General features: G+C 38.6%; 29 protein-coding genes. 9 read left to right on the forward strand and 20 right to left on the reverse strand.

Annotated features, from left to right (window positions below):
• Positions 1-98: 98 nt before the first annotated feature.
• The 3 genes from B4G94_RS04760 to B4G94_RS04770 form a co-directional block, all read right to left on the reverse strand.
• Positions 99-1,091, reverse strand: a complete 993-nt coding sequence (locus B4G94_RS04760; protein WP_286857467.1) for a zinc-binding dehydrogenase — start codon at positions 1,089-1,091, stop codon at positions 99-101.
• A gap of 272 nt (positions 1,092-1,363) precedes the next feature.
• Positions 1,364-2,146, reverse strand: coding sequence for an NADPH-dependent F420 reductase (locus tag B4G94_RS04765; protein WP_286857468.1), 783 nt, complete (start codon positions 2,144-2,146; stop codon positions 1,364-1,366).
• Positions 2,147-2,221: 75 nt separating this feature from the next.
• Positions 2,222-3,202 carry an NAD(P)H-dependent flavin oxidoreductase gene (locus B4G94_RS04770; protein ID WP_286857469.1) on the reverse strand — a complete coding sequence of 327 codons (981 nt, stop codon included), beginning with the start codon at positions 3,200-3,202 and terminating at the stop codon, positions 2,222-2,224.
• A 214-nt stretch (positions 3,203-3,416) separates the two neighbouring features.
• Here B4G94_RS04770 and B4G94_RS04775 point away from each other — a divergent pair, with 214 nt between their 5' ends.
• From B4G94_RS04775 to B4G94_RS04790, 4 genes are read left to right on the forward strand one after another with little or no spacing between them, the layout of a single operon-like run.
• Positions 3,417-4,421, forward strand: a complete 1,005-nt coding sequence (locus B4G94_RS04775) for an LLM class flavin-dependent oxidoreductase (RefSeq protein ID WP_286857470.1) — start codon at positions 3,417-3,419, stop codon at positions 4,419-4,421.
• Positions 4,422-4,456: 35 nt separating this feature from the next.
• On the forward strand, positions 4,457-4,804 hold the full coding sequence (locus tag B4G94_RS04780; protein WP_286857471.1) for a winged helix-turn-helix transcriptional regulator: 348 nt from the start codon (positions 4,457-4,459) through the stop codon (positions 4,802-4,804).
• 20 nt (positions 4,805-4,824) lie between these two features.
• Positions 4,825-5,049 (forward strand): T6SS immunity protein Tdi1 domain-containing protein, encoded by a 225-nt coding sequence (locus tag B4G94_RS04785; protein WP_286857473.1) that lies wholly within the window; start codon positions 4,825-4,827, stop codon positions 5,047-5,049.
• 20 nt (positions 5,050-5,069) lie between these two features.
• A complete protein-coding gene (locus tag B4G94_RS04790; protein WP_286857475.1) occupies positions 5,070-5,408 on the forward strand; it encodes a T6SS immunity protein Tdi1 domain-containing protein in 339 nt (112 codons plus the stop codon).
• A gap of 10 nt (positions 5,409-5,418) precedes the next feature.
• Here the strand turns inward: B4G94_RS04790 and B4G94_RS04795 are convergent, their stop codons facing one another.
• The 16 genes from B4G94_RS04795 to B4G94_RS04870 form a co-directional block, all read right to left on the reverse strand.
• Positions 5,419-6,330 carry a helix-turn-helix domain-containing protein gene (locus B4G94_RS04795; RefSeq protein WP_286857477.1) on the reverse strand — a complete coding sequence of 304 codons (912 nt, stop codon included), beginning with the start codon at positions 6,328-6,330 and terminating at the stop codon, positions 5,419-5,421.
• A gap of 51 nt (positions 6,331-6,381) precedes the next feature.
• Positions 6,382-7,305 carry an NAD-dependent epimerase/dehydratase family protein gene (locus B4G94_RS04800; RefSeq protein WP_286857478.1) on the reverse strand — a complete coding sequence of 308 codons (924 nt, stop codon included), beginning with the start codon at positions 7,303-7,305 and terminating at the stop codon, positions 6,382-6,384.
• 310 nt (positions 7,306-7,615) lie between these two features.
• The gene (locus B4G94_RS04805) at positions 7,616-7,921 is read right to left on the reverse strand and encodes a hypothetical protein (protein ID WP_286857479.1); all 306 of its coding nucleotides are present in this window, start codon (positions 7,919-7,921) and stop codon (positions 7,616-7,618) included.
• Between the two features lie 217 nt (positions 7,922-8,138).
• Positions 8,139-8,726, reverse strand: a complete 588-nt coding sequence (locus tag B4G94_RS04810; protein WP_286857480.1) for a hypothetical protein — start codon at positions 8,724-8,726, stop codon at positions 8,139-8,141.
• Between the two features lie 31 nt (positions 8,727-8,757).
• Positions 8,758-9,318, reverse strand: a complete 561-nt coding sequence (locus B4G94_RS04815) for an imm11 family protein (RefSeq protein WP_286857481.1) — start codon at positions 9,316-9,318, stop codon at positions 8,758-8,760.
• A gap of 17 nt (positions 9,319-9,335) precedes the next feature.
• Positions 9,336-9,890, reverse strand: coding sequence for a hypothetical protein (locus B4G94_RS04820; protein WP_286857482.1), 555 nt, complete (start codon positions 9,888-9,890; stop codon positions 9,336-9,338).
• Positions 9,891-10,001: 111 nt separating this feature from the next.
• On the reverse strand, positions 10,002-11,021 hold the full coding sequence (locus B4G94_RS04825; RefSeq protein WP_286857484.1) for a hypothetical protein: 1,020 nt from the start codon (positions 11,019-11,021) through the stop codon (positions 10,002-10,004).
• Between the two features lie 115 nt (positions 11,022-11,136).
• A complete protein-coding gene (locus B4G94_RS04830) occupies positions 11,137-12,198 on the reverse strand; it encodes an ankyrin repeat domain-containing protein (RefSeq protein ID WP_286857486.1) in 1,062 nt (353 codons plus the stop codon).
• Positions 12,199-12,385: 187 nt separating this feature from the next.
• The gene (locus B4G94_RS04835) at positions 12,386-13,108 is read right to left on the reverse strand and encodes a leucine-rich repeat domain-containing protein (protein WP_108634487.1); all 723 of its coding nucleotides are present in this window, start codon (positions 13,106-13,108) and stop codon (positions 12,386-12,388) included.
• Positions 13,109-13,613: 505 nt separating this feature from the next.
• Positions 13,614-13,784 carry a hypothetical protein gene (locus tag B4G94_RS04840; RefSeq protein ID WP_286857487.1) on the reverse strand — a complete coding sequence of 57 codons (171 nt, stop codon included), beginning with the start codon at positions 13,782-13,784 and terminating at the stop codon, positions 13,614-13,616.
• A complete protein-coding gene (locus tag B4G94_RS04845; protein ID WP_286857488.1) occupies positions 13,771-13,989 on the reverse strand; it encodes a hypothetical protein in 219 nt (72 codons plus the stop codon). Before B4G94_RS04845 ends, B4G94_RS04840 begins: the two co-directional genes overlap by 14 nt.
• Before the next feature lie 80 nt (positions 13,990-14,069).
• On the reverse strand, positions 14,070-14,480 hold the full coding sequence (locus B4G94_RS04850) for a DUF5675 family protein (protein ID WP_286857490.1): 411 nt from the start codon (positions 14,478-14,480) through the stop codon (positions 14,070-14,072).
• Between the two features lie 13 nt (positions 14,481-14,493).
• Positions 14,494-15,048 carry a DUF6266 family protein gene (locus B4G94_RS04855; protein WP_286857491.1) on the reverse strand — a complete coding sequence of 185 codons (555 nt, stop codon included), beginning with the start codon at positions 15,046-15,048 and terminating at the stop codon, positions 14,494-14,496.
• 71 nt (positions 15,049-15,119) lie between these two features.
• Positions 15,120-15,764, reverse strand: a complete 645-nt coding sequence (locus tag B4G94_RS04860; protein WP_286857492.1) for a DUF6266 family protein — start codon at positions 15,762-15,764, stop codon at positions 15,120-15,122.
• A gap of 454 nt (positions 15,765-16,218) precedes the next feature.
• Positions 16,219-16,497 carry a helix-turn-helix domain-containing protein gene (locus tag B4G94_RS04865; protein ID WP_286857493.1) on the reverse strand — a complete coding sequence of 93 codons (279 nt, stop codon included), beginning with the start codon at positions 16,495-16,497 and terminating at the stop codon, positions 16,219-16,221.
• 217 nt (positions 16,498-16,714) lie between these two features.
• Positions 16,715-17,860: a hypothetical protein gene (locus B4G94_RS04870; RefSeq protein ID WP_286857494.1), complete on the reverse strand. Its 1,146-nt coding sequence runs from the start codon at positions 17,858-17,860 to the stop codon at positions 16,715-16,717.
• A gap of 289 nt (positions 17,861-18,149) precedes the next feature.
• On the opposite strand from B4G94_RS04870, the gene B4G94_RS04875 reads away from it, so the two are divergent.
• The 5 genes from B4G94_RS04875 to B4G94_RS04895 all read left to right on the forward strand — a co-directional run bounded on the left by B4G94_RS04875 (position 18,150) and on the right by B4G94_RS04895 (position 21,360).
• Positions 18,150-18,539, forward strand: coding sequence for a hypothetical protein (locus B4G94_RS04875; RefSeq protein ID WP_286857495.1), 390 nt, complete (start codon positions 18,150-18,152; stop codon positions 18,537-18,539).
• A gap of 91 nt (positions 18,540-18,630) precedes the next feature.
• Positions 18,631-19,626, forward strand: coding sequence for a helix-turn-helix domain-containing protein (locus B4G94_RS04880; protein WP_286857497.1), 996 nt, complete (start codon positions 18,631-18,633; stop codon positions 19,624-19,626).
• A 95-nt stretch (positions 19,627-19,721) separates the two neighbouring features.
• Positions 19,722-20,360 (forward strand): hypothetical protein, encoded by a 639-nt coding sequence (locus tag B4G94_RS04885; protein WP_286857498.1) that lies wholly within the window; start codon positions 19,722-19,724, stop codon positions 20,358-20,360.
• 195 nt (positions 20,361-20,555) lie between these two features.
• On the forward strand, positions 20,556-20,744 hold the full coding sequence (locus B4G94_RS04890) for a hypothetical protein (protein WP_286857500.1): 189 nt from the start codon (positions 20,556-20,558) through the stop codon (positions 20,742-20,744).
• Positions 20,745-21,024: 280 nt separating this feature from the next.
• Positions 21,025-21,360, forward strand: coding sequence for a hypothetical protein (locus tag B4G94_RS04895; protein ID WP_286857502.1), 336 nt, complete (start codon positions 21,025-21,027; stop codon positions 21,358-21,360).
• A gap of 48 nt (positions 21,361-21,408) precedes the next feature.
• Here B4G94_RS04895 and B4G94_RS04900 read toward each other — a convergent pair whose 3' ends face one another.
• Entirely contained in the window at positions 21,409-22,764 is a 1,356-nt protein-coding gene (locus B4G94_RS04900; RefSeq protein ID WP_286857504.1) for a RagB/SusD family nutrient uptake outer membrane protein, read from the reverse strand.

The following is a 22,764-nucleotide window of genomic DNA, read 5'->3' on the forward strand; positions in this document are numbered from 1 at the left end:
CTAATCTCGAAAAATAGATCATTAAATACATCTGGCAAATAGTTCTGTCGTAAAAGCGAAAAAATCGTACTTAAAAGCGAATATATAATGACAAATCACTAAATTTCCCTGTTTACCTGTATAGCAATTCCACCGCTTGAGTTCCCTATTTCAGACATTGCGCTTATGGTGTCAGTAAAATCAAAAAGTTTTGCTTTTGGAGGCTGTATGTAACCATTCCTAATAAATTCAGAGAAATTGTTTATGGCATTCTGCTTTTCTTCATCTGTTCGCACGGTATTTAACGCACCCATAACAGCATATCCTTTGAACATAATATGTTGAGGATTGATCTCCGGCCAACTTCCGCCAGCAAAGCCTACTAAAATGACTCTTCCTTTGTAGGCAATGGCATTTATTACGGATTTATGTGCTTCTCCACCTACGGTATCATAAATTACGTCGGCTCCCTTGTCATTCGTCAGTTCCATTACTTTTTCAATAAGGTTTTCGTCAGTGCTATTCAGTACGTAATCTGCGCCTTGAGTGAAACAGTATTCTTTTTGCTCATCTTTTCTTACAATAGCGATGACCTTCGCCCCAAATGCCTTTCCAAGCTGCACAGCCGCGGACCCGGTACGTCCGGCGGCTCCCAAAACCAATAATGATTCGCCCTGCTTAATGGAAGCCCGATCTACCAAGCCTACATATGCAACTTGATAGGTACCTGGAAACGCCACTGCCTGCTCATCAGGGAAAGGCAGTGCAGTGGTTTTCGAACAAATCGTATAATCTGCCGCGGCCCCATATCCTTTACCATAGTATTCGCTCGATCCCAGAATTTTTGTTCCTTCAGCATAGGGAAAATCTAATCCTGCCTTTTCCACAATCCCAACGAATTCCTGTCCAGGAGTGACGGGTGGGTTAGGCACGTATGGGTAATCACCTTCCACTGCGAGCTTGTCCGGAAGTCCGAGACTTGATATCATTACCTTAACAAGTGCTTCACCCTTGCCCGGATCAGGTACAGGTAACTCTCTTAATTGTAAAACTTTACTGACTTCACCAAATTCGTCAGTTTGCCAACTGTGCATTAATCGATGTTTTTCCATTTATCTGATTTTTTCTATTAATGATTTTTTCTATTAATGATTTCTTCTAAAGAATACTGTTGACTTTCCCAAAGTCTGTCCCCCGTCCACAATGAGTTCTGTTCCTGTAATATAATTGCTTGCATCACTTTGCCAAAAAAAGCGCCTATTCCTTGTGCAGTACCCGTTATTTAGCTATTTTATTGTCTAATTTTTTCATAATTGAAATTATATTTTTAAAAAATATTGTTGGAACAGCAATATTAGAGCACCAAGCTACAAGTACTTTAAATCTACTTTAATGGAATACCGTTGACCGACCTGTAGATATTGATCGCTTTATCATCAAAATTTTCAGGATAGTTTGTCGTCACTACGATGTGCATATACTCTTCACCAAGCTCAGCAATTTTCTCATTGGACACATCACGGTTGATTATCGTCTGTTTTTTATCGGATCTTAGGATAGCCCCAGCCATTTCATCAGCAGTTAGATCAGTACAGTAAGGCGGGCTTCCCGGCTGTTGACGCCAAGAATTGGCTAAAGAACCTGCATCAAAGCTGTCAAATCCTGTTTCATCAATGAGTTGAAAAGCTACTTTCTTCCAATTTTCGTTGTCTGACGATACAGTCAGGGCTATTCTTCCCGGGGTTCCGCTCGGTTGTCCGTATTTTCTAAAGCTATGGGTTACTATATTATTGAACGCCTTTACCACCGGTCGTCCGATCTGCTCAGAAACCCAAACGCTGTGCGGTTTTCCATTCTCGATTTCTTCGATTATGCCATCACGATGCGGAAAATAGTTCATTGTTTCAATCACAGGGACGTCTTCATCCAATTCACTGAATAAATCTTTTGACAATTCCGCAACCCTTCCAAACGGAATGGAAATAATAACTACATCTACATCCTTCACAGCAGCTTTTAAGTCGACAGCTTTGATGGCGTCATTATCTGCAAAGCTAATTGTATGAGGACCTCTTGAATTTGCAATAAAAATCTGATGACCTTTCTTACTTAATTTTTCCGCCAGTGTTTCGCCGATTGATCCGGCTCCTATAATACCTATTTTCATAATAACCTATTTTTTGTTTTTTCTGAATAACAGCTTTAAATATGTCTTATTTTAATATTAAATTAAAAAATTACTCTACCTAAAATCATGCATTAAGTCTTTTATCACCTCTTCTACAGGACGAATTTTCTTTATATAAGAAATGCCATTTCCTACGGTAATATACCCTTTGGTGATATCACCATCTAGCATTCCTACTTTCAAACCCTGTTCTCCATACATTTTATTGGCAATTTCATCACGGGACCTACCTTGTTCATCCATTTCTAAAAGGTCGTTGCTGTATGGTGTTGGTATCGATCTGTAATAGGCGGGATTGGTTCTGAAAATCAAAAGATCGCTTGCTGTATGATCAACAATAAGTTGCTTGATATTTTCCGCAGCAGGGTTTTCAATGGTGGCAATGAAAACTGTTCCAGCAAATACTCCCTCCGCCCCTAGCGCTAATGCAGCGCGGACGCTTCGGATATCTGCAATACCACCGGCAGCCATGACTGGGATATTGACAGCATCAGCAATCATCGGAACAATTGAGAATGTACCAATTATTTTATTAGGAACTGTCCCACCCTCATCGAATCCGGTTGCTACTAGAATATCTACCCCAATACTTTCAGCGTATTTAGCATTCTCAATGCTTGGATTTAATGCACGGTAAACTGTTTTGATATTATTGTCTTTGAACTTTTTAACCACAGGCTCAAAATCATAGTTTTCGATACCGTTCACCAAAACCACTTTAACATCTTCATCAATTAGTAAATCTGCTATTTTATCAATGTTGCTTAAATCGTTAGAAATTACAACTGGCACTGCAAAAGGTCTATCAGTCAAAAGTTTCACTTTTTGTATTTCCTTTCTTAGCCTGTCTGTGATTTCCTTAAATGAAGTTGGGTTTGTTTTTTGCCCTGCATGAGGGCCTAACATTCCTAATCCTCCAGCATTGCTTACTGCTGCAACAAATTCGGCATTGGTTACCCACGACATTGCTCCTTGAATGATTGGATATTTGATTCCTAAGATTTCTGTTATCCTATTTTTTCTATTTATTTCCATATTTCAGCTGTCAACTTGAATTCATTTTACGATACAAAGCTACGTCAAAATCACTTTCTTTTTCATAGTGCTTTCCTAAAGGAAAGCATAATTTTAATTCAGCTACATTCTTTAATTTGGCTATCCCAATGCCAATCACTTTCTTTTGTAAAGTAATTTAGTAACTTTGCATCGCATTTTGTTTTATAATGAAAATGCCACCAGAAAGTGTATTATGAGGAAAAGGACATTATATTCAATTTTAGAACTTGCCGTAGTGTCGGAAGGGAGCAGTTTTAAACAAACGTTAAACTACTCACTTGCACTAGCAAAGGTGGCGGAAGAAAATAATTATACAAGGTATTGGTTTGCAGAGCATCACAATTCGGAATCGGTAGGTAGCAGTGCAACATCCATCTTAATAGGTTATGTAGCCGAGAATACTGAAAGAATTAGAGTCGGTTCGGGCGGGATTATGCTTCCCAACCATTCTCCACTCGTCATTGCTGAGCAGTTTGGAACTTTAGCCCAGCTCTATCCAAATAGAATAGATTTAGGGCTGGGAAGAGCTCCTGGAACCGATATGACTACCGCACAGGCCATCCGGTCAGATTTTATGAAAGCGGCACATTCGTTTCCTGCAGAGGTAGAGAAAATTGAGCACTACTTTTCGGTCGAAAATAAAACTTCGAAAGTCAGGGTTCCGATCGCAGAAGGTGTAGATGTCCCTATTTACATTTTAGGTTCGAGCACAGACAGCGCCCATTTGGCTGCTGCAAAAGGTCTGCCTTATGCTTTTGCGAGCCATTTTGCTTCCACTCATCTATATTCAGCCTTAGAAATTTATAGGAAAGAGTTTCAGCCTTCCGAAGTTTTGGATACACCTTACACGATTGCCGGAGTTAATATCATCGTTGCCGATACTGATGAAGAAGCAGAGCGATCATTTACCTCACTAATCAGAATGTTTTTTGGAGTCCTGACTGGAAATTCAAGACCACTCCAGCCTCCGACAGAAATGACAGAAGATTTAGTAGAGGTTTTAGAACATCCAAGTTTAAATCAAATGCTGAAATATTCTTTTGTAGGAAGCAAAGAAACCGTAAAAAGGCAGGTTGATGATTTTATTCAAAAAACTCAGGTTGATGAATTAATAATGGTTTCCAATATCTTTGCACTGGAAGACAGAATAAAGTCAACGCAGCTTTTTGCTGAACTAATGGATGAACTGAATGACTAAAATACTTCCATAGTTTAATTAAAGTCAACTTGAATATGGCAAAAAAGAAAGCTTACAACGAGTGTCTTAATACCGTGAAACCTGTTAAAGATGCACTGGAGGTGATTAATGGCAAATGGAAACTGGCAATTATCATTTCTGTTGGTGTGGGGAATGAGCGTTTTACGGATATCCAGGAAAGTATTGAAGGGATTACGCCGAAAGTTTTAGCGAAAGAGCTAAAGGATTTGGAACAGCATAAACTCATTAAAAGAATCATTATGGTTGAGTATCCCGTTAAGATTATTTATAAACTGGAGCCTTATGCAGATACACTTACTCCCATCATCTATGCATTAAAAGAATGGGGAATTAATCATAAAAAATTTATATTCCAAAAATAGTTGGAAGAAAAGTCAATGTTTTGTTTAATTCTATAATGACAGATTGGGAATACTTCTCGGAAGAATTATCATTAGGCAATTACCAACCTGCGAAAGAAAAACTTGGACAAGTTGAAGCAGATGAATGTTATGCTAATGTACCTCTTTTAGGGATTAGGGGAGCGGAGAATGTAGAAAATCTGCAAAGGGTTAAATTAAGAGAACATATATCCATCGTTGCACAAGCTTTAGGCAAGATCGAATAAAAAGACAAAATAACCCATAAATGTTTATTATTGATATAATTGATGCGTTTTTTGACGAATATTTTATTTCCCATAAAAACCCTTTTTATTCTAAGGATTCTTTGGAAATAAAAGAAAAGTTGCCAAAACTCGAATATGGTCAATGTTACGGATATGTTCCTACCTTAGCTTTGGGTGGCAAAACAGCCAGTAAAAACTTACAGGTTGTCGATGTAAAAGCTTATATTGAGGTTATTGGTCAAACAGCAGGCAAGATTATTGATCTATCGTACTACAGTAAAATTCGCAATATGAGACAATTTAACAGTAGCTTAATTACGGGAATTAGTAATCGAATCTCGGTATTTAAAATCTTTTAAATACAGCAACTTAATTTAATGACGATCTGAATTCCAGTGGAGAAAATGATGTTCGACTTTTAAACAGCCGGTGAAATGATTGCGGATGTTCAAATCCAAGCTGATACGCAATTTCAGAGACCGACATCGAGGTCGTAGAAAGTAACTCTTTTGCTTTTTCGATCAATCGGTTCTGGATATGCTGCTGCGTGGTTTGCCCTGTTTGCACCCTTAACATATCACTCAGATAATTCGCACTCAGGTGTAGTTGATCAGCAATGAAGTGAACGGAGGGTATCCCGTTAATGGTCAATTTATCATTTTTGAAGTAATCATCCAACAACTGCTCCAGCTTGGAAAGAAGGTCACTGTTCACTTTTTTTCTGGTCAAAAACTGGCGGTTATAATAACGGTCACAATATTTTAATAATAGATCAAGATTTGAGACCAGCAGGCCTTGTGAAAATGTGTCCATATTTCCTTCAATTTCACCTCCTACGTTACCTATTATCTCAAAAATTGTTTTCTCTTCCTTTTCGGAAAGATGTAATGCCTCATTGGTGGTATAGGAAAAATAACCGTATTCTTTAATATCGGATGCCAATCCATATCCATGTAGGAAATCCGGATGTACCACCAAAACAAAGCCTCTTACTCCATTTAGGAGTATATCATCAAACTGAAGGACCTGATGTGGCGCGATAAAATACATAATACCTTCATTAAAATCATAATATTGCTGTCCATACCTGCATTTTCCACCAGCACAGTCTTTTTTTAAAGCAATAACATAAAAATCAGTGGTTATGGCACTAAGGATAGTCTCCGGTTCCAGTTTTACATCATCAAAATTAAATACACTGATCAAAGGGTTCGCAGGTCTTTTTAGCCCTAAAAACTGATGAAGCGTACTTATGGATGATACTTTCTCCGGGGTTTTCATATGCTGATTTTCAGATTTGTAATGACTAATTTACTTAATTATTTTGTTTCCCTAAAGCTGCTCTTTTATTATACGGATACCTTGCTTATAGGATGTGACCTGAAAATCCGGAAATTTCTTTCTGAATTTTGAATCGTCAAATATATTGTCGTGCTCATACCTGGGAAGAAGCTCCAGTAATTCCTTTACACTTTTGTTAAAAAATGAGCCTATTTTGAACATCAATTTTGGGACAACAGAATATTTCAGGTCTCTGCTGTAAATTCCCGATGCCATTCGGATAAACTCTTTGTAGGTTGGATGGCTTTTATCCACCGGGAGATGCCATGTCTGACCAAATGCCTCGGGAGTATTCCCAATTAAAGCAGTCGCTCGGCTCGCATCAGGGGTCCAAATCAGGCTTCTTTTCTTATTTACGTTCAAAGGCACTTTCAACTTTTTACCTTCTTTGATATTGGTAAATATCAGGGTATTTGTAATACTCTGTGTTTTGCCGGGACCATAAAATTCTGGAGCACGACAGATAACGGCTTCAAGTTCACCGGACTCAATTTCCCTTAACACCATTTCAGCCATTTTTCTTCTGACTATTCCTTTTCTTCCCACAGGAGCAAAAGCTGTTTTTTCTGTCAATACCCGATCATCCTGGGGATACATATAGGTATTATCAAAGAAGACCAGTTTTGTATTGTTAATCTTACAGGCATCAATCACATTACCGAGGATGAGCAGAAACTGCTTTTCCCAAAGATCTGAACTGATCGGAAGTCCTAATGTAAAATAGGCAATTTCACAGTCTCTTACCGCTTCTATCGCTTTCTCACAAATCGATAGATCCGCAGAAAAAACTTCGTCCGTGTCATTTACTTTTTTCGCATTCCTGCTGACAATTCGTATTGATGAAGTAAAATTTCTTTTAAGTTCTCTTGCGAGCTCTTCGCCAATCTGACCATTAGCCCCTAATATCGCTTGCATATCTTTTGCTGTTTAAATTATTATACAAAGTTCAGTAATCAGCCTAAAAGCAGAGTAGCTGAATTAACGAAAGTTGTAACATAATCTCTGTTATCACCTTTGTCAGCCAGTGGATTTTTTTATCCCCCGCCGAAAGGAGTCAATTTCAAAAGCTAACTGATGCCCCTTTTTTTTAAGAAATGAACTCCGTGACTGTAAATTGCAGGCCCAAATTGTGGCAGATGTGCTGGAAAATAAAAGAATTGAAAAACAAAAGAAAAAAGATAACCGCTAATCTTTCTTCAAATGCCAAAAAATATGGTAAAAAAAGCTAAATATCCATTCTGCACAGCGCTTCCTTTAACCTTTTTATAGTTGCTGGCGTTTCCAGGCACTCTATGGGACTCAGGCCATCAAGAGCAGGAACTCTGCGATATACCCAATCCAAACTTTCTTCTCCCAAAAGTGCATATAACACTTTTGCAATATCGGTATGGTTATTCAATTTTTGTTCCAAAAGTTTTTGACTTTCAGAATACGTCCAGGAGGTCTCCGTTGCCAATTTCACAAGAGTATCCCAGCCCCTGCTTGCGCTACTGTCAAAATATTGTTCAAGTCTGTTCATTTTCTTGTTCATAATCTTTTTCTTTATTTTACATCTGCTTACCATTCTGATTCATGATACCAAGGGTAAACACGGCATATACGATAGATATCTATTCCATTAAATTCAATTTCTACACTCCCCAGTCTATTTTCATGATTTTCATTAGGGTGTTTTTTGTTTTTTTACTTTGGTCAGGGCATGCTGTGGAACATCCCAAAAATAGGGGATGTTAGTTTTTACGCTATAACTAAAGTGCGAGAATAGGAACAAAGACTAAATGCGAATCAGTTATATGCTCTACAGCAATTTTGAAATTTTCGGTACAAAAAATATGTCCTAATTGTGGTGTTCTAAATACATCATTTCCATTCCAGCCTGTCAAATCTAAACTGATATGATTATATTCATTTGGGATTTTTTTACTTTTATCGATTAGTCCTCTCGCTGTTTCAACAGGAGTAATAACCCAAATTTGCCCCAAATTTTTAGCAAGGATTTCATCATGTTTTCCTTTCAAAATAAAATCTTCAGGTTCTCCAGATTTAGGTTTATAAGGGATTTTTTCTTCAAAAGACCAGTCTTTCCAATCCAAGTTAACTATTTTCTTTTTCTGTGCTAGTGAGTAATCTACTCCTTTCAAGTCAAAAGTTTCTAATATATGTTTTGCCGAATCATCAACTACAATGTGACCAAATATAAAATATGCAGATGGCAAAAATGGTCCAATTCGTTCGATAACTATCTGATCTGATATATCAGATAAAAAGCCATAAAACAGTATATTTCCGTAATCTCCCCATGGAGCTTTTCTATTCCTTATTAAATAAAAATTCATAGTCAATGATGTTTTGGATGTAAACTTTTTCTTATCCTTTCTTAAAACCGATGCTGTTTATTTTATTATCCTCCAATATTTTTTTGAGCTGCCCGGACACAACAATTTTATTATTTTCTGCCGAACGGACGATATGATATTGGTAGCCATATTCCTCCAACGGACCTGTTTTTAGAACTGTTTTGGAGAATTTATAAGAGCCATCAACAGGGTGTTTGCTGTAAACAGATTGATCAAGGTCGTAACAATCTACTTTATTGAATACGTTGAGTGCAAAATAACTGGTGTTTTTCTGCTCCTTATAGATAAATGCTGTTTCAAAAAGTTGCACATCGGTTTTACAATGCGCTTCAATAAGTTTTTTAAAACGTTCGCTGATCAAAATGCCGCCGCCCACGGTAGTCAGCACATCTAGTGTGATCAGGCTTTCATATGCGACTTCACTGTTTTCAGCATCTTCATAAATGAGACTTGTCCCTTCTGCCTCTGCGATAAATTTACCGACCGCTAAATAAGAGCCGTTGATCTGGTTCGTTAAACTGTACTTAAACGGTAAATTTGGCTTGCTCTTTACCTCTAAAAAATAATTCATTGGTTATATTTTTTTATTTATATTGCCGCACCCACTTGTTCAAATTCCAACCCTTTTATACCATTTACTTCAATCAGGGTCTTGAAGCCCTCAGTACAATAATATAAAGTGATGAGCTTCTTATCACTGAAAATCTGTAATTCTCCTATATGTGCTTTGATAAATTTGATATTGTTGCTTTTCAACATTTCCATTGATTGTTGATAATCCAGATTTGAAAAATCTATTGCTTCTACGATATCCAGTACATTAAAAAAGGAAAAGCCGGGTTCTCCCGATTCTATTATGATCGGCAATAACTCTATATTCATCTGGTTAAAGAGACTATCAAATTCATTCTTTATAAAAAGCATGTTCCCGTAGCTTCGAGCATCAAAATCTCTTTTCTTTGTTTGCTCACTGTTTTTTTCACTTTTTACGTCCGTAACATCTTCTAGCAGTTGAAACTCTGGAACCTTCCACATTCCGGCCAGGGTCTGACCTTTGAAATCCTTAAATTGATTGATGGTCACTTCATCCTTTGCAGAAATATTCTTATACGAATAGTCAGTATGGATTTTATAGATATTCATTTCAATTGGTTCTTCTTTATTTATTTTTTTGTTTCTGTTTTTCTATTTATTGGGCATATCTGTTTTTCTATTTTTGGTTGAAGGACATTTCTGAAATTTATTTTGAATGATTTAAGATATTTCAAAAAAATTGATATCATCCGAAAGTAAGTCGCTTTTTCCAGCATTTTCTAATTGCTTTTTTATTGTCGTATAACGTTTATCATGCCTGTCCATTAATCGCATTTGGGCTTTTTTTAGTGTTTTGATTTTCGTTAGAACTTCGAAAAAAATTTTTGCAGGCACTTTATCTGCGCTTAGCAAGACAAATAAATATTCGATATTTGAGGTAATAAGTGTTTCGATTTCGTTCAGTTTGTGCATTGCGTTGATTTGTAATACCCTTAATTTTTTATTTTTACTAAAATCAGGTAACGCCGTTAATGCGAATTCATCTAAATATAGTTTTTTTAATCCTGTCGCATTTGAAATAAAATCAATGTTTTGAACTTTTTTTATTCCAGAAAGTTGCAAATACTCCACACTGTTAGATAATAACACCGGAAAATTTTCGCCCGCCTGACAATCACTAACAACTAATGTTTTTAATGAAATGCCATGTAAGACCGAAAAATCAATTTGTTGAAAATCGGATATGCTCAGTCCTTTTAAATTTTTTAGCCCACATAATGAAACTATTTCGGTGAATTTCCCTTGCAAATGGAGGTAATTTATATTGGGAAACTTTTCCAATAAACGCAGATCAGATTTTACATCCACATAAACGTACAACTCTGTTACCAACTCAATCATAGAAAATTCGGTGAAACTTTGTTGAGCTGCAATGGAGACACCTAGTTTCCTCACATTTTTCAGTTGCGATAATGTTTCAAAATCTTGTTTGGTATATGCATGATATTTATTGGATTTCTCAGGGTCTTGAAAAGGTAAGATAATGAGCTTTATATCGGGGCGTTTTGCGAACAATATTTTGTCTAAACTTTGTAAAAGATTATCGCTGTTATCATTTAATCGAAAATAAAAAATTCCGTCTTTGTCAATTGCGTTGCGGGCGTGTGTTTCTGAATAGGATTTGCATAATTTTTCCCATTCCGAATAATTAATTATAGAAAGATATTTAGTTGCTTCCATTCTTTTTTGCATAAAAGTTCAATTGAAAAATTACCGTCCCAAATTTTGCAAATCATCTCGCCTGACACAAACGGCGAAGCCCTCACCGAAGTACCCTCTGTTGGCGGTATTTTTTTTATCTTTTATAATTCGGTTCTTCAAGTAAAATCGGTATCGGGTTAAGGAGTACCCACTTTGTTGCAAGTTGGCATAAATAATTAAGTTCGTCCGTTTCTGCATCTCCAGTTTTGCGAATGTCTTGTACAAGTGAAGTTAGTTTTTCAAGTTCATTAACTGGCAGAGCGTTACTCGAAGCTAAATGCACAAGAAATGCGTCCAACATTTTTTTGAAATCAACATTCCAGTTCCCGCCCCCGTTTCTGTATATTTCATCTCTTACTTTTCCTGCAATTCGCACAACTTCTCCTTGCACTGTTTTTGCAGATCCTTTTGATGGAATTAAAAGTTCCCACAATTCTTCAAATTGTTTTTGCCAAGTAGTTCCACTTATAACAATTGGCGATACACCATCGTGCATAATGCGTTTTTTTACTGGCGGAACATTATATATTTCGTAAAGTTTGCTTAGCGCTTCGTCAGTTTCTTGCAGATAATCTTTGTTGAAATTTTCACGATGAAATTCAAAATTTTCTCCGATACGGGTAATGTTATCTTGCATTTTTTGAGTTATCGCGGCGTTTTTCAATAGGATATTCGATATTTCTACTAAATTTACGATGTCGATATTACTTGCACGGTTCAGCGCTCTTTCAAGAGGTGTCTCCCTATTTGCATTCAAAGCATTTGTATCAGCTCCGTATTCAATCAATTTTTTTACCGAAGTAACATTAAAACTACTTCCTGCTGCAAAATGCAAAGGTGTATCTCCATATTTATCAACTGCATTTATATTTGCCCCAAGTTCTAAAAGTATCGTGATCTTGCCACTTCGGGTCATTGTGTGTCGATGCAGTGCCGTACGTTCGTAATCATCTACAGCCTCAATGTCTGCTCCGTTTTCTACCAGCCAACGAACTAGCTCGTCAGGAACATTGAAGAAACTAAGGGCAGTTGCTTTTCCATAACCGCCTCGTGCATCTAATTCACAGGTATCAAATACCTTTTTGAGATTGTCTATATTATTTTCGTTAATTAATTCGTCAAAATTTTTAGGAAGTGTTTTTTTCTTTTTTGCCATTTTGTTTCTCTTGGTTTTGGGGTTCAGTAAAATTGCTTACAACGTTGCAGGGTTTCTGCTCCGGCTCAAAATCGAGGCACACAAGCTGATATTATTACTAAAGTTCAATAGAAAAACTACTGTCGAACGTTGAAGTTTCACCCCCTATTGCAAAACCTTCGTTATCAGCAGTAGATTTCTCACTTTTTTATAATGCTGTTAATAACGGTAGTTCATTTAAAAGTTTTTCTTTATTTCCATTTTCCAAATATCTTGGTAGAATATACAGTTTTTGCAATTTTTTAAGTGAACATAAAGCTGTGATGTCGTAATTCTTCTTTTCTACATTAAGTATAAAAGCAAGATATTTCAGGTTGGTCAGTTTTGATATTGGCTCCATACTTCTGACAGCTTGTCCCGTTCCGCTCATTTTTCCGTGGTCTAAATAAAGTTCTTCTAAATTCACGAGAGAAGATAATGGTTCTAAATCAGACATATTATTTATCTCGTGGATATACAACGTTTTAAGGTTCGTTAAACCTCTAAGAAAATTGATATTATCTACTTTCTTGATACTGGAAAGAATTAGCACCTCAAGATTTTTCAAAGGTGTTAAGTCTGGAATTTCATTTTGTTTGTTTATGCTTATATGAAGATATTTTAAATTTGGCAATGTTGAAAATACACCCACTCGCTCATCGTCAATTTCTCCTAATATTATTGCTTCAATATTTTTATTTCCGTTTAACGAAGAAAGGTTTGTATACGTCAATTTGAACTTTTTCAAAGGCGTTGACATTTCCAAAATCTTTGTGTCAGGAGGAATTGTAGATAAGTCAAAAATTCCACTTACAGCTCCTTTGAAAACGCCAAGATGTGCATAGTCGGCAACTGGGCTTTTCTTTTCTAATAAATAATTATTCCAATTCATATGTTTTAGCGGTTTTTCAAAGTTGCAGTTACTCAAAGATTGGGCAACTTTGTTGTTTTTAATTATTTACTGTTGCTTGTTACGTCTTAAAATTAAGATATTTTATGGTTCAATGGCAAATCATTTACAATTCACCGGGTTTCGTTTATGATTCGTAAAAAACGTATTTTGTACTTCAGCCCACCTGATGCAGAATCCTATTGGCAGTAGTTTCTTATCTTTTATAATTCTGTTTTTCAGGCAACTTACCAGAACAGATGTATATCACATTTGCATTATTTTTTTGGCAGCTCATTTATTTTACTTTATTTCATAAAAAATAATCCACAATTGAACGATCAAAGACGGAAGATGAGAGTCGTTATCACGGTAGACGGATCAATTTCAATATTAGTGGTCGATCTTTTTTCAAAGGGATGGCATTTTAACTCAACACGCCGCTGGGAGTAAAATTGACAGACATTTAAAACAAATCCAGAAAAAGCACCCGAAGGTGCTCTCTCACTTACTTTTTCCGTCTGGTCCATCTTCCGAGTAACTGGCTTGTGGCAAAGCTTACAAGCGTACCAAGTGCAGCGGTAAGGACAGTTTGCAATACATCACCCAGCGATATACTGGCCCAGATAGAACATACCGTACCTCCCAGCGCCGAGATGCGGATATCATTCAGTTTCATCGGCACCACTCCTTTCCACCTTGTCCATTTTTTTGGAGCTGTCCGATACTTCTGGCGGCGGCTCGTCCTCATCCAATACTGTCTCCAATATTCCCAATCCAATAGCCACATACTTTAATACATTCCCCACCTTACTCGGTAGTTTAACAGGCGCCGTCAGCACCAGCTGCAGCACCTGTCCTATTTTGTTAAAGATTTTTTTCATTTTGTTTCTTTAATACCTGTTTGTAATAATTCCAGTATAAGCTATCGTCATTGGACGTCCACTTCGACCAAACCCTGCAACTAGAGTGCGGCTACTGTACTATAGAAATGTTTGTAGGCTACGCCCGAAGCTAAGAGGCGATAATCGCCATCTTCCAATACATATTGTGCGCCTACCAGTATACAGCCGGCAGTCTGCTTATAGCTATTCCCTTTATGGAAGTAGACATAGCTAAAGTTTGGTATATCAAGTATTTCAAGCATGCCACGATGTAATTTTGGGTAGTCGTCGTAGTAACGGCCATTCATTCCGCCATCACGGTTAAAGCCTAGCGGATATTTTCCCTTTGGAATGGCTGTCTCACCCCTTATTTTTACCGGACGTGGAATATTTTCGAGACCATAACAGACAAATTGATTGTTAACATATATCTCCGATAACGTGCTGTGTTTACCCTGTTTGGTACGCATTACTTTTATTGCTGATTTCATGCTAATTTTTTTATTATAAAAGACCGAGGTATTGACTCCTGGAATACAGCTTTTCTTCACGATCGTGCAGGAACAGGTATAGGTGCACTGGTTTTCCATGCAGTATGGATGGCAGATCGATCACCATTTGGGTATCCTGCCGTAGCACCGGCTGCTCATTAATGGCTGCTTGCGCGCTGGCGATATCATAAGCACAGAGGATGACCTGATCGTCCCATTGGCTATAATCCTTGATATTTGATTCGGAGGCATCCCATCTCAATTGGATTTTATTGACTGTCCGCACGCAGCTATTCACCGACAAAGGAGACAGCATGCCATTGCTGATTTTGGCAAGCGAGGGCTCTATCTTAAAGTCCGGGTATTCACCTTTGATCACATTGGTCAGGGTATGCGACATGGCGCGACCAAAAGCCGCCTGCACCGAACACTTACTATTGCCGTAACCTTTCAATATCAGTGGGTACAATGGATTTAAAAATCTGCGCGCCAACCTAAAACGCTCCTGTACCGCCTGTCGACGTGTCGGATCTTTATCCTGCTTTTTAAACTCAGAAATCACTCGCATATCTTTTATCGTTATATATTCAAATATTAGGAGGAGCGCGTAGCCCCTCCCATTCTATTAATCCCTAGCGGTTAGGCCAGGTCCAGTTCGCCCAGATAGCTACTTTTGGATACTTTGGTCGCTTTGCGGTCCGTGAAGAAAATCCAGACATGACCTTTGCCTCCCAGCAGATGTGACGGAATCTCGATATCGATCGTACCGTCAGCACGTGTGGGCGGTGTTGGCGCCGTCATAAACTCATCCTTTTCAGGTTGGTAGATCAGGATGATGACCTGATCATCAGCCTTGGTCTTGTAAAGGCTGTTGAGCGTCGTATCCCAATCGACGGATAGTATTCCTCCCGCTACAGTTGCAGCCATGGCGCCACCGTTAAGATATGATCCTGTACTGATGTCGATCTTACTATAATCCAAAGTGAAATTTGGATAAACACCAGTTATTGCTTGTGCGATATTGAGCTGCATCGCTACATTGGTCGGTGCCATTGTTTCCGTTTTGGAGAGTCCAAATCCGACCTTTAAGATTGGGGTGATCGGCATCAGGAATTTGGAGATTGTCAGGAAACGCTCCTGTTGGATCAGCTGCTCTTCAGACAGCCCTTTCGTGCGCTTTTTAGGCAGAGCTTTGAGGTAATTGATAGATTTCCAGGAAGAGGCTACGACCGCGCCCACTTTACCGCTTGCTTTGCCGATTACACCATTTTTGATTGTTGCCATTTTGTTTTGTTTAAGTAAATTGAATAATCATAAAGCACTCATTTATACCGGTATTTATCGCTTTATATTAACAAACATACTATATCCAATCCCCCCTTGTCAAGAGCCGAAAGCATGTCGGCGGAGACTTGTCGGAGGGCTCCCAACTGTTGTCGGAGGGCTGTCGGAGACCAGATGGCAACAGGTACAAAATAGGTCTTTGCCAGCGCCCGTATTCCAGCGCAAATACCAGTCTTTGCCGTAGCTAAAAAATACGAGGATAGGTGGTCGGATTAACCTTTACTTCGAAACAGGTCCTTACCTGCTTCGGATGAGCAATAGATCATAGACAGACCCCGACCAAACCTTGACCAGTCGCTGACCAAGGAAAGCTTAGTCAGCGACTGGTCGGCATAGGCCCAATCATCGGCCAGCCCCGCAGGTGTTCCGAAGTAGGTCCGCTTACAATCCGAAGCTAAGGCATCTGCCTAGGCCACTTTTTATATTCAATGATGTAGAGCTCCACCACGTCTTTTTTTAGAAATAGATCCGCATTGCCTTCCTTGTAGGCAGCTTTGAGAAATCCTTTCGCGATACGCCGTTCGATGGTACGCACACTTTTGCTGAGATACGATGCTACTTCGTTGATAGTCATCGTACCCATGATCTTGTTGAGTTCGGAATAATGCTGATCCTGCAGGAGATCGAGTATACGGTCAAGCTTTTGATGATATAGATCAGTGTCAACCAGCACTGTTGCACACTTTTTATACGAATAAACAAATCGAGTATTTGGGAAATTAGCTGTCGTAGTGGCAAAGGGGTAGCTAGATCCTTGGCATGAAGGATGGCCATTAGAAAAAAACATACATTGGTCTTTAGGAGACGACATACCGCCGAAATCCCAAATGGGCATGCTATATTTTAGCATCGCCCATTTCAGTAAGTCTGGTTTATAATCGGGACATCTGTCAGTCTATTACCACATAAGTATCCCAAACCTCATGTGGCAAGTGTTCCTTGTTTTTCCAAAAATCACCTACATAATCTTTTATCCGGGGACCTATGCTCCCGATTTTTACAATTTCATTATCTTTCATATTTGCGTACATGGCCTGTTTTGTCTGCGCTTGCAGCTCTACCAATTGTCCGTTTTTTGGGTAGGAAAGGTTGACGTGCAGTAGATTGACCGAAATGGTCTTACTGATCTTGGGAAAGTAATGCCGCAAATTATGCTTTTTAAGGTATTCAATAATACCATTGGCCTGTACCTCCGATCCATCAGTCAATAAGACAAAAGCCTCGCCTTTGGCATGCGAGCAGATAAATACGATGGCGTGCAGCTTAAAGTGTCCATTTTCATTGCGTTTTGCGGCTACTGTAATCGACCGCTTATGATAAAATAAAAAGTAAGCCAATTCCAGTGGTGCGATAGCCGTGTCGACAATGACAAATCGCTCACTGTCGGCCGAAGGCTGCTGCATATTTTGTTCGAGTCGCATGAATATACTGGCCAGCTCTGCCTTTACAAAATCCTTGGTGTCACGTGCATAGAAATCAATGACTGTATTGATGCCTTGCATCCAGTGTAATTGTGGGTCTGCTTGATCCGTGTACAGCACAAGTGCCTTAGCACTATCTGCTCTTCTCCTGCGCTTGTCTGCAAGGCGTTCAAACCAAAATGCATATACGATAGACATAAAGATAAAAAACATATAATGCCTCGATAAATGCAGGGAAAACACCTTCTTGTGGTCAAATTCAAAATAAAGCCCTATCGTGAAGGCAATAAAAATGGTTAGACCAAAAGATAAGGGGCCAAAGAAATAAAGAATTTTCCACCAGCTACGTTTCCATATATATTGTGCGTCTCGGCCACGGTAACGGCCATTCTTTTCGATCTTGTAGAAAAGTATGGCCAAAAAGACCATCAATGCGACTGTGAGGAAATAACGTATCCCAAATTTTTCATCAAAGATGGATCCATTTATCCAAAAGTATTCCTTGATCGAAATCCTATTGTACAAAAAAGGAAAAATGAATATAAAGACATAGATGAGCCAATAAAGGCTTAGATGCGAAATGAATAGCGCAATTTTCTCTTTCAATAACTTCATAAATATTACTTTTCGTCAAATTCTAATCGGTTAAGCAAGCTAAATCTAATTAATTTGTAATTATTTTCCATAATTTCTATATTTTTTTACAATTTTCTTAATTATTAATCCGTTTTTATTGTTTTAATGACAATCAATAAAGCTATGCCAACGTATCTATTGTTTCACCTTAGCCCAAAAACCGCGTTCTAAGCGTATCAATATCCTTCCTTAGCGCTTTTGAGATAAAACAATGCTGTTTAAACATAATTAATTAGTCAATTTTGAGTTGTCAAAACGAAAAATAATTATGATTAAACAACCCTTTACCCAAACTGGCGTCGATAATGCGCAGGCAGAATTCAGGACGCTAACAGCCTTAGAACAATCTGCCGTGCTCAGTCTGATCCGAACAGATTTTGGTGCCTGGATGAATCAATGGTTTGCCTTGACAATAAGACAACAACAACAGATCCAGACGATGGACCCAGATTTCAAGCAGAAAATTGCTATCGCAATAGCCAACACCTATCAAGCGGGGTATATCGTCAACTTTACGAAGGAAAGTCCAGGAGAAGATATTCCTGATCGCAAGGAAACACAAGTATTTGGTCTTGAAGACTGGCAGGACTTGAACGATAGCGCTAATCTGAAAACTTTACGGGTACCGCTTATGATTAGGATCAGTTACGGTACATAGTCATAGATAACTCAAGGTATGGAGTAGTTCCGATAGCCCCTACTCCTTCCTTTACCTTCCAAAATCGCCAATATTACTTAATCACTTTATTATGAAAAAAAATACGTTTTTTAAGCTAAGTCAGCGCTTCCAGAAAGTCGATGAAATACCCATGGATTTTACTCCACATTTAAAACTTGCGGCTGCACCTCCAATAGCCTATGGCAGTAACATCGGCCATGTACTTCACCAGCAGTTTGATGGTCTTGTGGGTTTCATCAACTGCCTGGATTTTGACCTTAAGGCTACGGAGAGAATCCCTATCGAAATCAAAGGAAACGATCTGCATATGCTCTATCTCCCAGAGGGCGAACAAGGTATTATCCTTTCGGATAAGAAAACGCATGTCAGTCAAGCCATAGCGCCACAACGGGGACGATTTTTTTATCTGCCCGAAGGAGAATATGAGCTATGGGTACCACCCGGTTGCCACTTCATATTTAACTTTTACTTTCGTGGGTCAATATTTCGGGATGGTAATGAGAAGCCATTCCCTTATTTATATGACTTGATTGATGATTTTAGGAATGGATCAGATCAAAGTAGCAGCAGTATAGACTTTAAAGTTGGCAAACGCACCTCCTTATTGATCAAAACCATTTTGAGCAATCTCAAGAAAGGAGACCTGGAGAGTGAAGATAATATTCTCTGGGGTATCAAGAAACTGATCAAGCTCTCCAAGGAGAAGGTCTTTGAGGAATATCATAAGATTTCGGAGGCCCAACTAAAGGCTAAAGAAGCACATGATCACATGCGGCACTTCGTTTCATTACACGGCCATGATTTTAAAGTTGATGCTATAGCCGAGTTGCTCGGCATCAGTATGGACTATCTGCATCGTCTTATCCATAGCTATTATGGGCAGAGCCCCAAGGGGATGAAGATTACATTTGTACTGGATCTGGCCCAAAAATATGTTTTAGATGGTATGCCTACCGACCAGATCGCCTATGAATTGGGCTACGCTTCACCCAGCAGCTTTGCCCGCTTTTTTAAAAACAAAACGGGCATGACGACAACGGAATTTTTTGAGCGTAATAACCTATGATTATTTTTAATCTTTATTATTAAATTAGTGACTATATACCTAAAGTTATGTACGTATTTTTTAAGCGGGCCTGGGAATTCCTTAATACGATATTCATGAACATCTTTGAAACAAAGCCGTGTAAATCAGAATTACAGCTTATTGAAGATGCACAAAGAAGGTACGAAGCCGAAAATATAATGGACAAAAAAAAATTAGTTGCATTTGTCGTCTCACACTTTCCTGATAATTATACCATAGATCAAAGCTTACTTGATGAAATCTACAGTATGGATGGCCATTTCTTACAATTACATGATGTTTATCAAGTCTTATCAAAATCCAAAAAAGTGCTATGTCCCCGCAAACCTTTAGTAGCAAAAAACAAGTATAGTTATTATATGTGGAGGGTTACACAAGACACCGCACTGGACATACCATTGATGTTCTCAACGCATCAACGCCTTGAGGAAGTCGAAGAAGAAACAGAAGAATTATCTTTAGCCAACGCAGATATTCTGATCTTTGGAAGTGGTGGAAGTGAATTTTTCTTCAACGAGCTTCTATCTACAATAGATTTGACTCACAAATATGTGATTATCTGTTCTTCATTTAGCAAAAAGCTGCTCGCCGAAATAGTCCTCTATCGCGTAGATAAGGATATTTATCCCGATGAGCTTTGGAACGAAAAGATTTGTCATAAATTCATCGATGAGATTATCCGAGAAGCAACAACAATTCCTTTGAAAATTTAACTTACCATCCCCTCCCCAAGGGGATTTTTTATTCCTATTTCCTTTCATTATTCCAATCCTGTACATACCCGACTCCAGATTCGGTCAAGTCCACCTGCTTTTTACTACCGAACTTTGGTATAAGTTAACGACGAAAAAGTTAGCGAGATAAAAACGAAAAAATAATAAGAGCCCGTTGGGCAGGCCGCGCCAAGGATGTGCCGCAGAGAACAGACAAAAGGATCAGGTAAAACAAAGTTGTATGAACAGAATGCACCATATATTGAACATTATGACAGCCCTATTCCGTTGGATCGGAAAGCAATACTCGTCCCTCAGGATGCAGGTGCATCTGCTGTTTATGCCCAAGGGGTTGGTCTACAGGTCGGTCCAAGACGCGCTTGAGCTAGACGCTTTACCGCATCGGATTGCCTTCGCCCAGAAGAGAGTTGTACAGCGAAGGTCGCACAACCGTAAAGGAGCACTGTTCACGGAGATCCCAGATGGCCCTCAGGGGTTATCTGGGAACAGGCCGGTAGCGTATCGGGATGCAAAGCCAGCCAGCGAGGTCTGCTAAAAGACACCAATAACACTGTAATTAACAAAGTTTTTTGAGGCAACCTTTTTTTGCAATTATAAAAAAGACCCATATATGATTTCAAAAAAAATCATCAAAAAAAGTCTAATGGCCGTCGGATCGGCGTTGACATTAACACTAGGAATTGCATTCGCGGTGAATGCAATGGAAAAGAAGATTAGTATTAGCGATGAGCAACCTGCTACTCAAACGTACTATTATCAACTAAATAGTACAACTCCTGCGGATGTTAATAACCGCAATAATTATGCATTAACCAAACCTGGTAATGGACAGGTGGAATGCGGTGAAGGGATATATATCTGTGAAATTCAAGATACTCCACACCCATCCGACGCTACAAAACCAGCCATGTCATTGGGTAATGTGACCGATAATCCTGATGACTACGAAGCTGCCGAAAGACCGGCATTTTCAAATTAATGGGATAGTTTTTAAGGAGGGGCAGCTCAGCTGCCCCTCCTTTTAGTTTTATCTTGGGTTTTGGGGCATGCTTGTCAGTTCAATGATTTCAGCAGGTAATGGTAACGCATATCTGTTATCATTTCTCTTAAGCGAAAACTCGTTGTCACCTAACTTGCGAGCAGGAATAATCAACCCATCATCAATCTTATTTAACCGTTTGATATCTCCCCATCGGGAATCCCGCATGATGAATTCCTTTCGTCTCTCATCCAAAACTAGTTTTAAGGCGCTCTTTTGCGACATTGACTCAAGCGGCGGGCTATAAGTCTCATCATAACGATGACGTTGGAAAATTTCAAGAAATCGCAGTCCTTCTTCTGTTTTATTCAGCCGTATTAATCCTTCCGACAGATTGAGGTAGGCATCCGCTACTGTAAGTCCCATAAAAAGCCCTCGAGAACCGAGGTAAGACCCCTTGAAATTATAAGATCCATCTTTATTTTTTTCAAAAAAAAGCTTCTTTCTAAGATCATGGGTGTCATATGAAGAATATAATAGTGTATCAATTTTACAATAGGACTTTCCAAGTAGGTTATAGATTCCTCCTCCGGCCACTATATAAACGATTTCATCATCAAAACCAAAAAACGGATATCTGGCCTCCTGCGAATACTCTTTATAATCTTTAAGCTTGCTATCGATTTCAAGTGCTTTCTGTGCATACAGAATTGATTGATCAAATTCAGCTCGTGCCTGATAAATCCATGAAAGTAGCACATAAGCTGATATCCTTGACGGTAAGTGAATATTATCTGATTTCAATGGTAATAAACTTTCTGCTTCGTGAAGATCCTTTAGTATCTGTTGATAACATGCCTCAACTGTTCCTCTTTCGGAAGGTATGTTAAAATCATCGCTCAGCCTTAAAGGGATGCCAAGATCAGTTTTAGAAGCATCTATATCATACGCTTTAGAAAAGAGGGAAAGCAGCTTATAGTGGCTAAATGCCCTAAAGAACAATGCCTTTCCCCTAAGGTCCTTTGCATGCACCTCTATTTTCTTCTCAGAATCGATCTTATCCAATTTGGCTAATACGTGATTGCTGTAATATATGCTCTTATAATAATCCAACCAAGGATTGAGGTAAAACTGGTAGAAGATTTCTTCTCCCCATGTATATAACTGTCTTTCGTGCTGATCAAATGCTTCCCAGCTAGATTTGTCGACGTAATAATTATCAGCAGAAGCCTCGCCAAGTCCCATGCTATAATAATTCATGACCTTGGTATTGTTCAATAGCGCATCAAGGTCTTCGAGGCTATTGGCTTCTTTTAGACTAGCATCCGGTTTTTCATCCAAGAAATTTTTACATGAAATCTGAAGAATGATCAATAGATATAAAAAATAGTTGAACGTTTTCAT

Origin of the sequence: Sphingobacterium sp. UBA7625 (genome assembly GCF_002484085.1) — a bacterium.
Lineage (GTDB): Bacteria > Bacteroidota > Bacteroidia > Sphingobacteriales > Sphingobacteriaceae > Sphingobacterium > Sphingobacterium athyrii.

Coding starts and splice junctions, on each gene's coding strand:
- B4G94_RS04760 (WP_286857467.1), bottom strand. CDS start 1,091: ATGGAAAAACATCGATTAATGCACAGTTGGCAAACTGACGAATTTGGT.
- B4G94_RS04765 (WP_286857468.1), bottom strand. CDS start 2,146: ATGAAAATAGGTATTATAGGAGCCGGATCAATCGGCGAAACACTGGCG.
- B4G94_RS04770 (WP_286857469.1), bottom strand. CDS start 3,202: ATGGAAATAAATAGAAAAAATAGGATAACAGAAATCTTAGGAATCAAA.
- B4G94_RS04775 (WP_286857470.1), top strand. CDS start 3,417: ATGAGGAAAAGGACATTATATTCAATTTTAGAACTTGCCGTAGTGTCG.
- B4G94_RS04780 (WP_286857471.1), top strand. CDS start 4,457: ATGGCAAAAAAGAAAGCTTACAACGAGTGTCTTAATACCGTGAAACCT.
- B4G94_RS04790 (WP_286857475.1), top strand. CDS start 5,070: ATGTTTATTATTGATATAATTGATGCGTTTTTTGACGAATATTTTATT.
- B4G94_RS04795 (WP_286857477.1), bottom strand. CDS start 6,330: ATGAAAACCCCGGAGAAAGTATCATCCATAAGTACGCTTCATCAGTTT.
- B4G94_RS04800 (WP_286857478.1), bottom strand. CDS start 7,305: ATGCAAGCGATATTAGGGGCTAATGGTCAGATTGGCGAAGAGCTCGCA.
- B4G94_RS04805 (WP_286857479.1), bottom strand. CDS start 7,921: ATGAACAAGAAAATGAACAGACTTGAACAATATTTTGACAGTAGCGCA.
- B4G94_RS04810 (WP_286857480.1), bottom strand. CDS start 8,726: ATGAATTTTTATTTAATAAGGAATAGAAAAGCTCCATGGGGAGATTAC.
- B4G94_RS04815 (WP_286857481.1), bottom strand. CDS start 9,318: ATGAATTATTTTTTAGAGGTAAAGAGCAAGCCAAATTTACCGTTTAAG.
- B4G94_RS04820 (WP_286857482.1), bottom strand. CDS start 9,890: ATGAATATCTATAAAATCCATACTGACTATTCGTATAAGAATATTTCT.
- B4G94_RS04825 (WP_286857484.1), bottom strand. CDS start 11,021: ATGGAAGCAACTAAATATCTTTCTATAATTAATTATTCGGAATGGGAA.
- B4G94_RS04830 (WP_286857486.1), bottom strand. CDS start 12,198: ATGGCAAAAAAGAAAAAAACACTTCCTAAAAATTTTGACGAATTAATT.
- B4G94_RS04835 (WP_108634487.1), bottom strand. CDS start 13,108: ATGAATTGGAATAATTATTTATTAGAAAAGAAAAGCCCAGTTGCCGAC.
- B4G94_RS04840 (WP_286857487.1), bottom strand. CDS start 13,784: ATGAAACTGAATGATATCCGCATCTCGGCGCTGGGAGGTACGGTATGT.
- B4G94_RS04845 (WP_286857488.1), bottom strand. CDS start 13,989: ATGAAAAAAATCTTTAACAAAATAGGACAGGTGCTGCAGCTGGTGCTG.
- B4G94_RS04850 (WP_286857490.1), bottom strand. CDS start 14,480: ATGAAATCAGCAATAAAAGTAATGCGTACCAAACAGGGTAAACACAGC.
- B4G94_RS04855 (WP_286857491.1), bottom strand. CDS start 15,048: ATGCGAGTGATTTCTGAGTTTAAAAAGCAGGATAAAGATCCGACACGT.
- B4G94_RS04860 (WP_286857492.1), bottom strand. CDS start 15,764: ATGGCAACAATCAAAAATGGTGTAATCGGCAAAGCAAGCGGTAAAGTG.
- B4G94_RS04870 (WP_286857494.1), bottom strand. CDS start 17,860: ATGAAGTTATTGAAAGAGAAAATTGCGCTATTCATTTCGCATCTAAGC.
- B4G94_RS04875 (WP_286857495.1), top strand. CDS start 18,150: ATGATTAAACAACCCTTTACCCAAACTGGCGTCGATAATGCGCAGGCA.
- B4G94_RS04880 (WP_286857497.1), top strand. CDS start 18,631: ATGAAAAAAAATACGTTTTTTAAGCTAAGTCAGCGCTTCCAGAAAGTC.
- B4G94_RS04885 (WP_286857498.1), top strand. CDS start 19,722: ATGAACATCTTTGAAACAAAGCCGTGTAAATCAGAATTACAGCTTATT.
- B4G94_RS04890 (WP_286857500.1), top strand. CDS start 20,556: ATGTGCCGCAGAGAACAGACAAAAGGATCAGGTAAAACAAAGTTGTAT.
- B4G94_RS04895 (WP_286857502.1), top strand. CDS start 21,025: ATGGCCGTCGGATCGGCGTTGACATTAACACTAGGAATTGCATTCGCG.
- B4G94_RS04900 (WP_286857504.1), bottom strand. CDS start 22,764: ATGAAAACGTTCAACTATTTTTTATATCTATTGATCATTCTTCAGATT.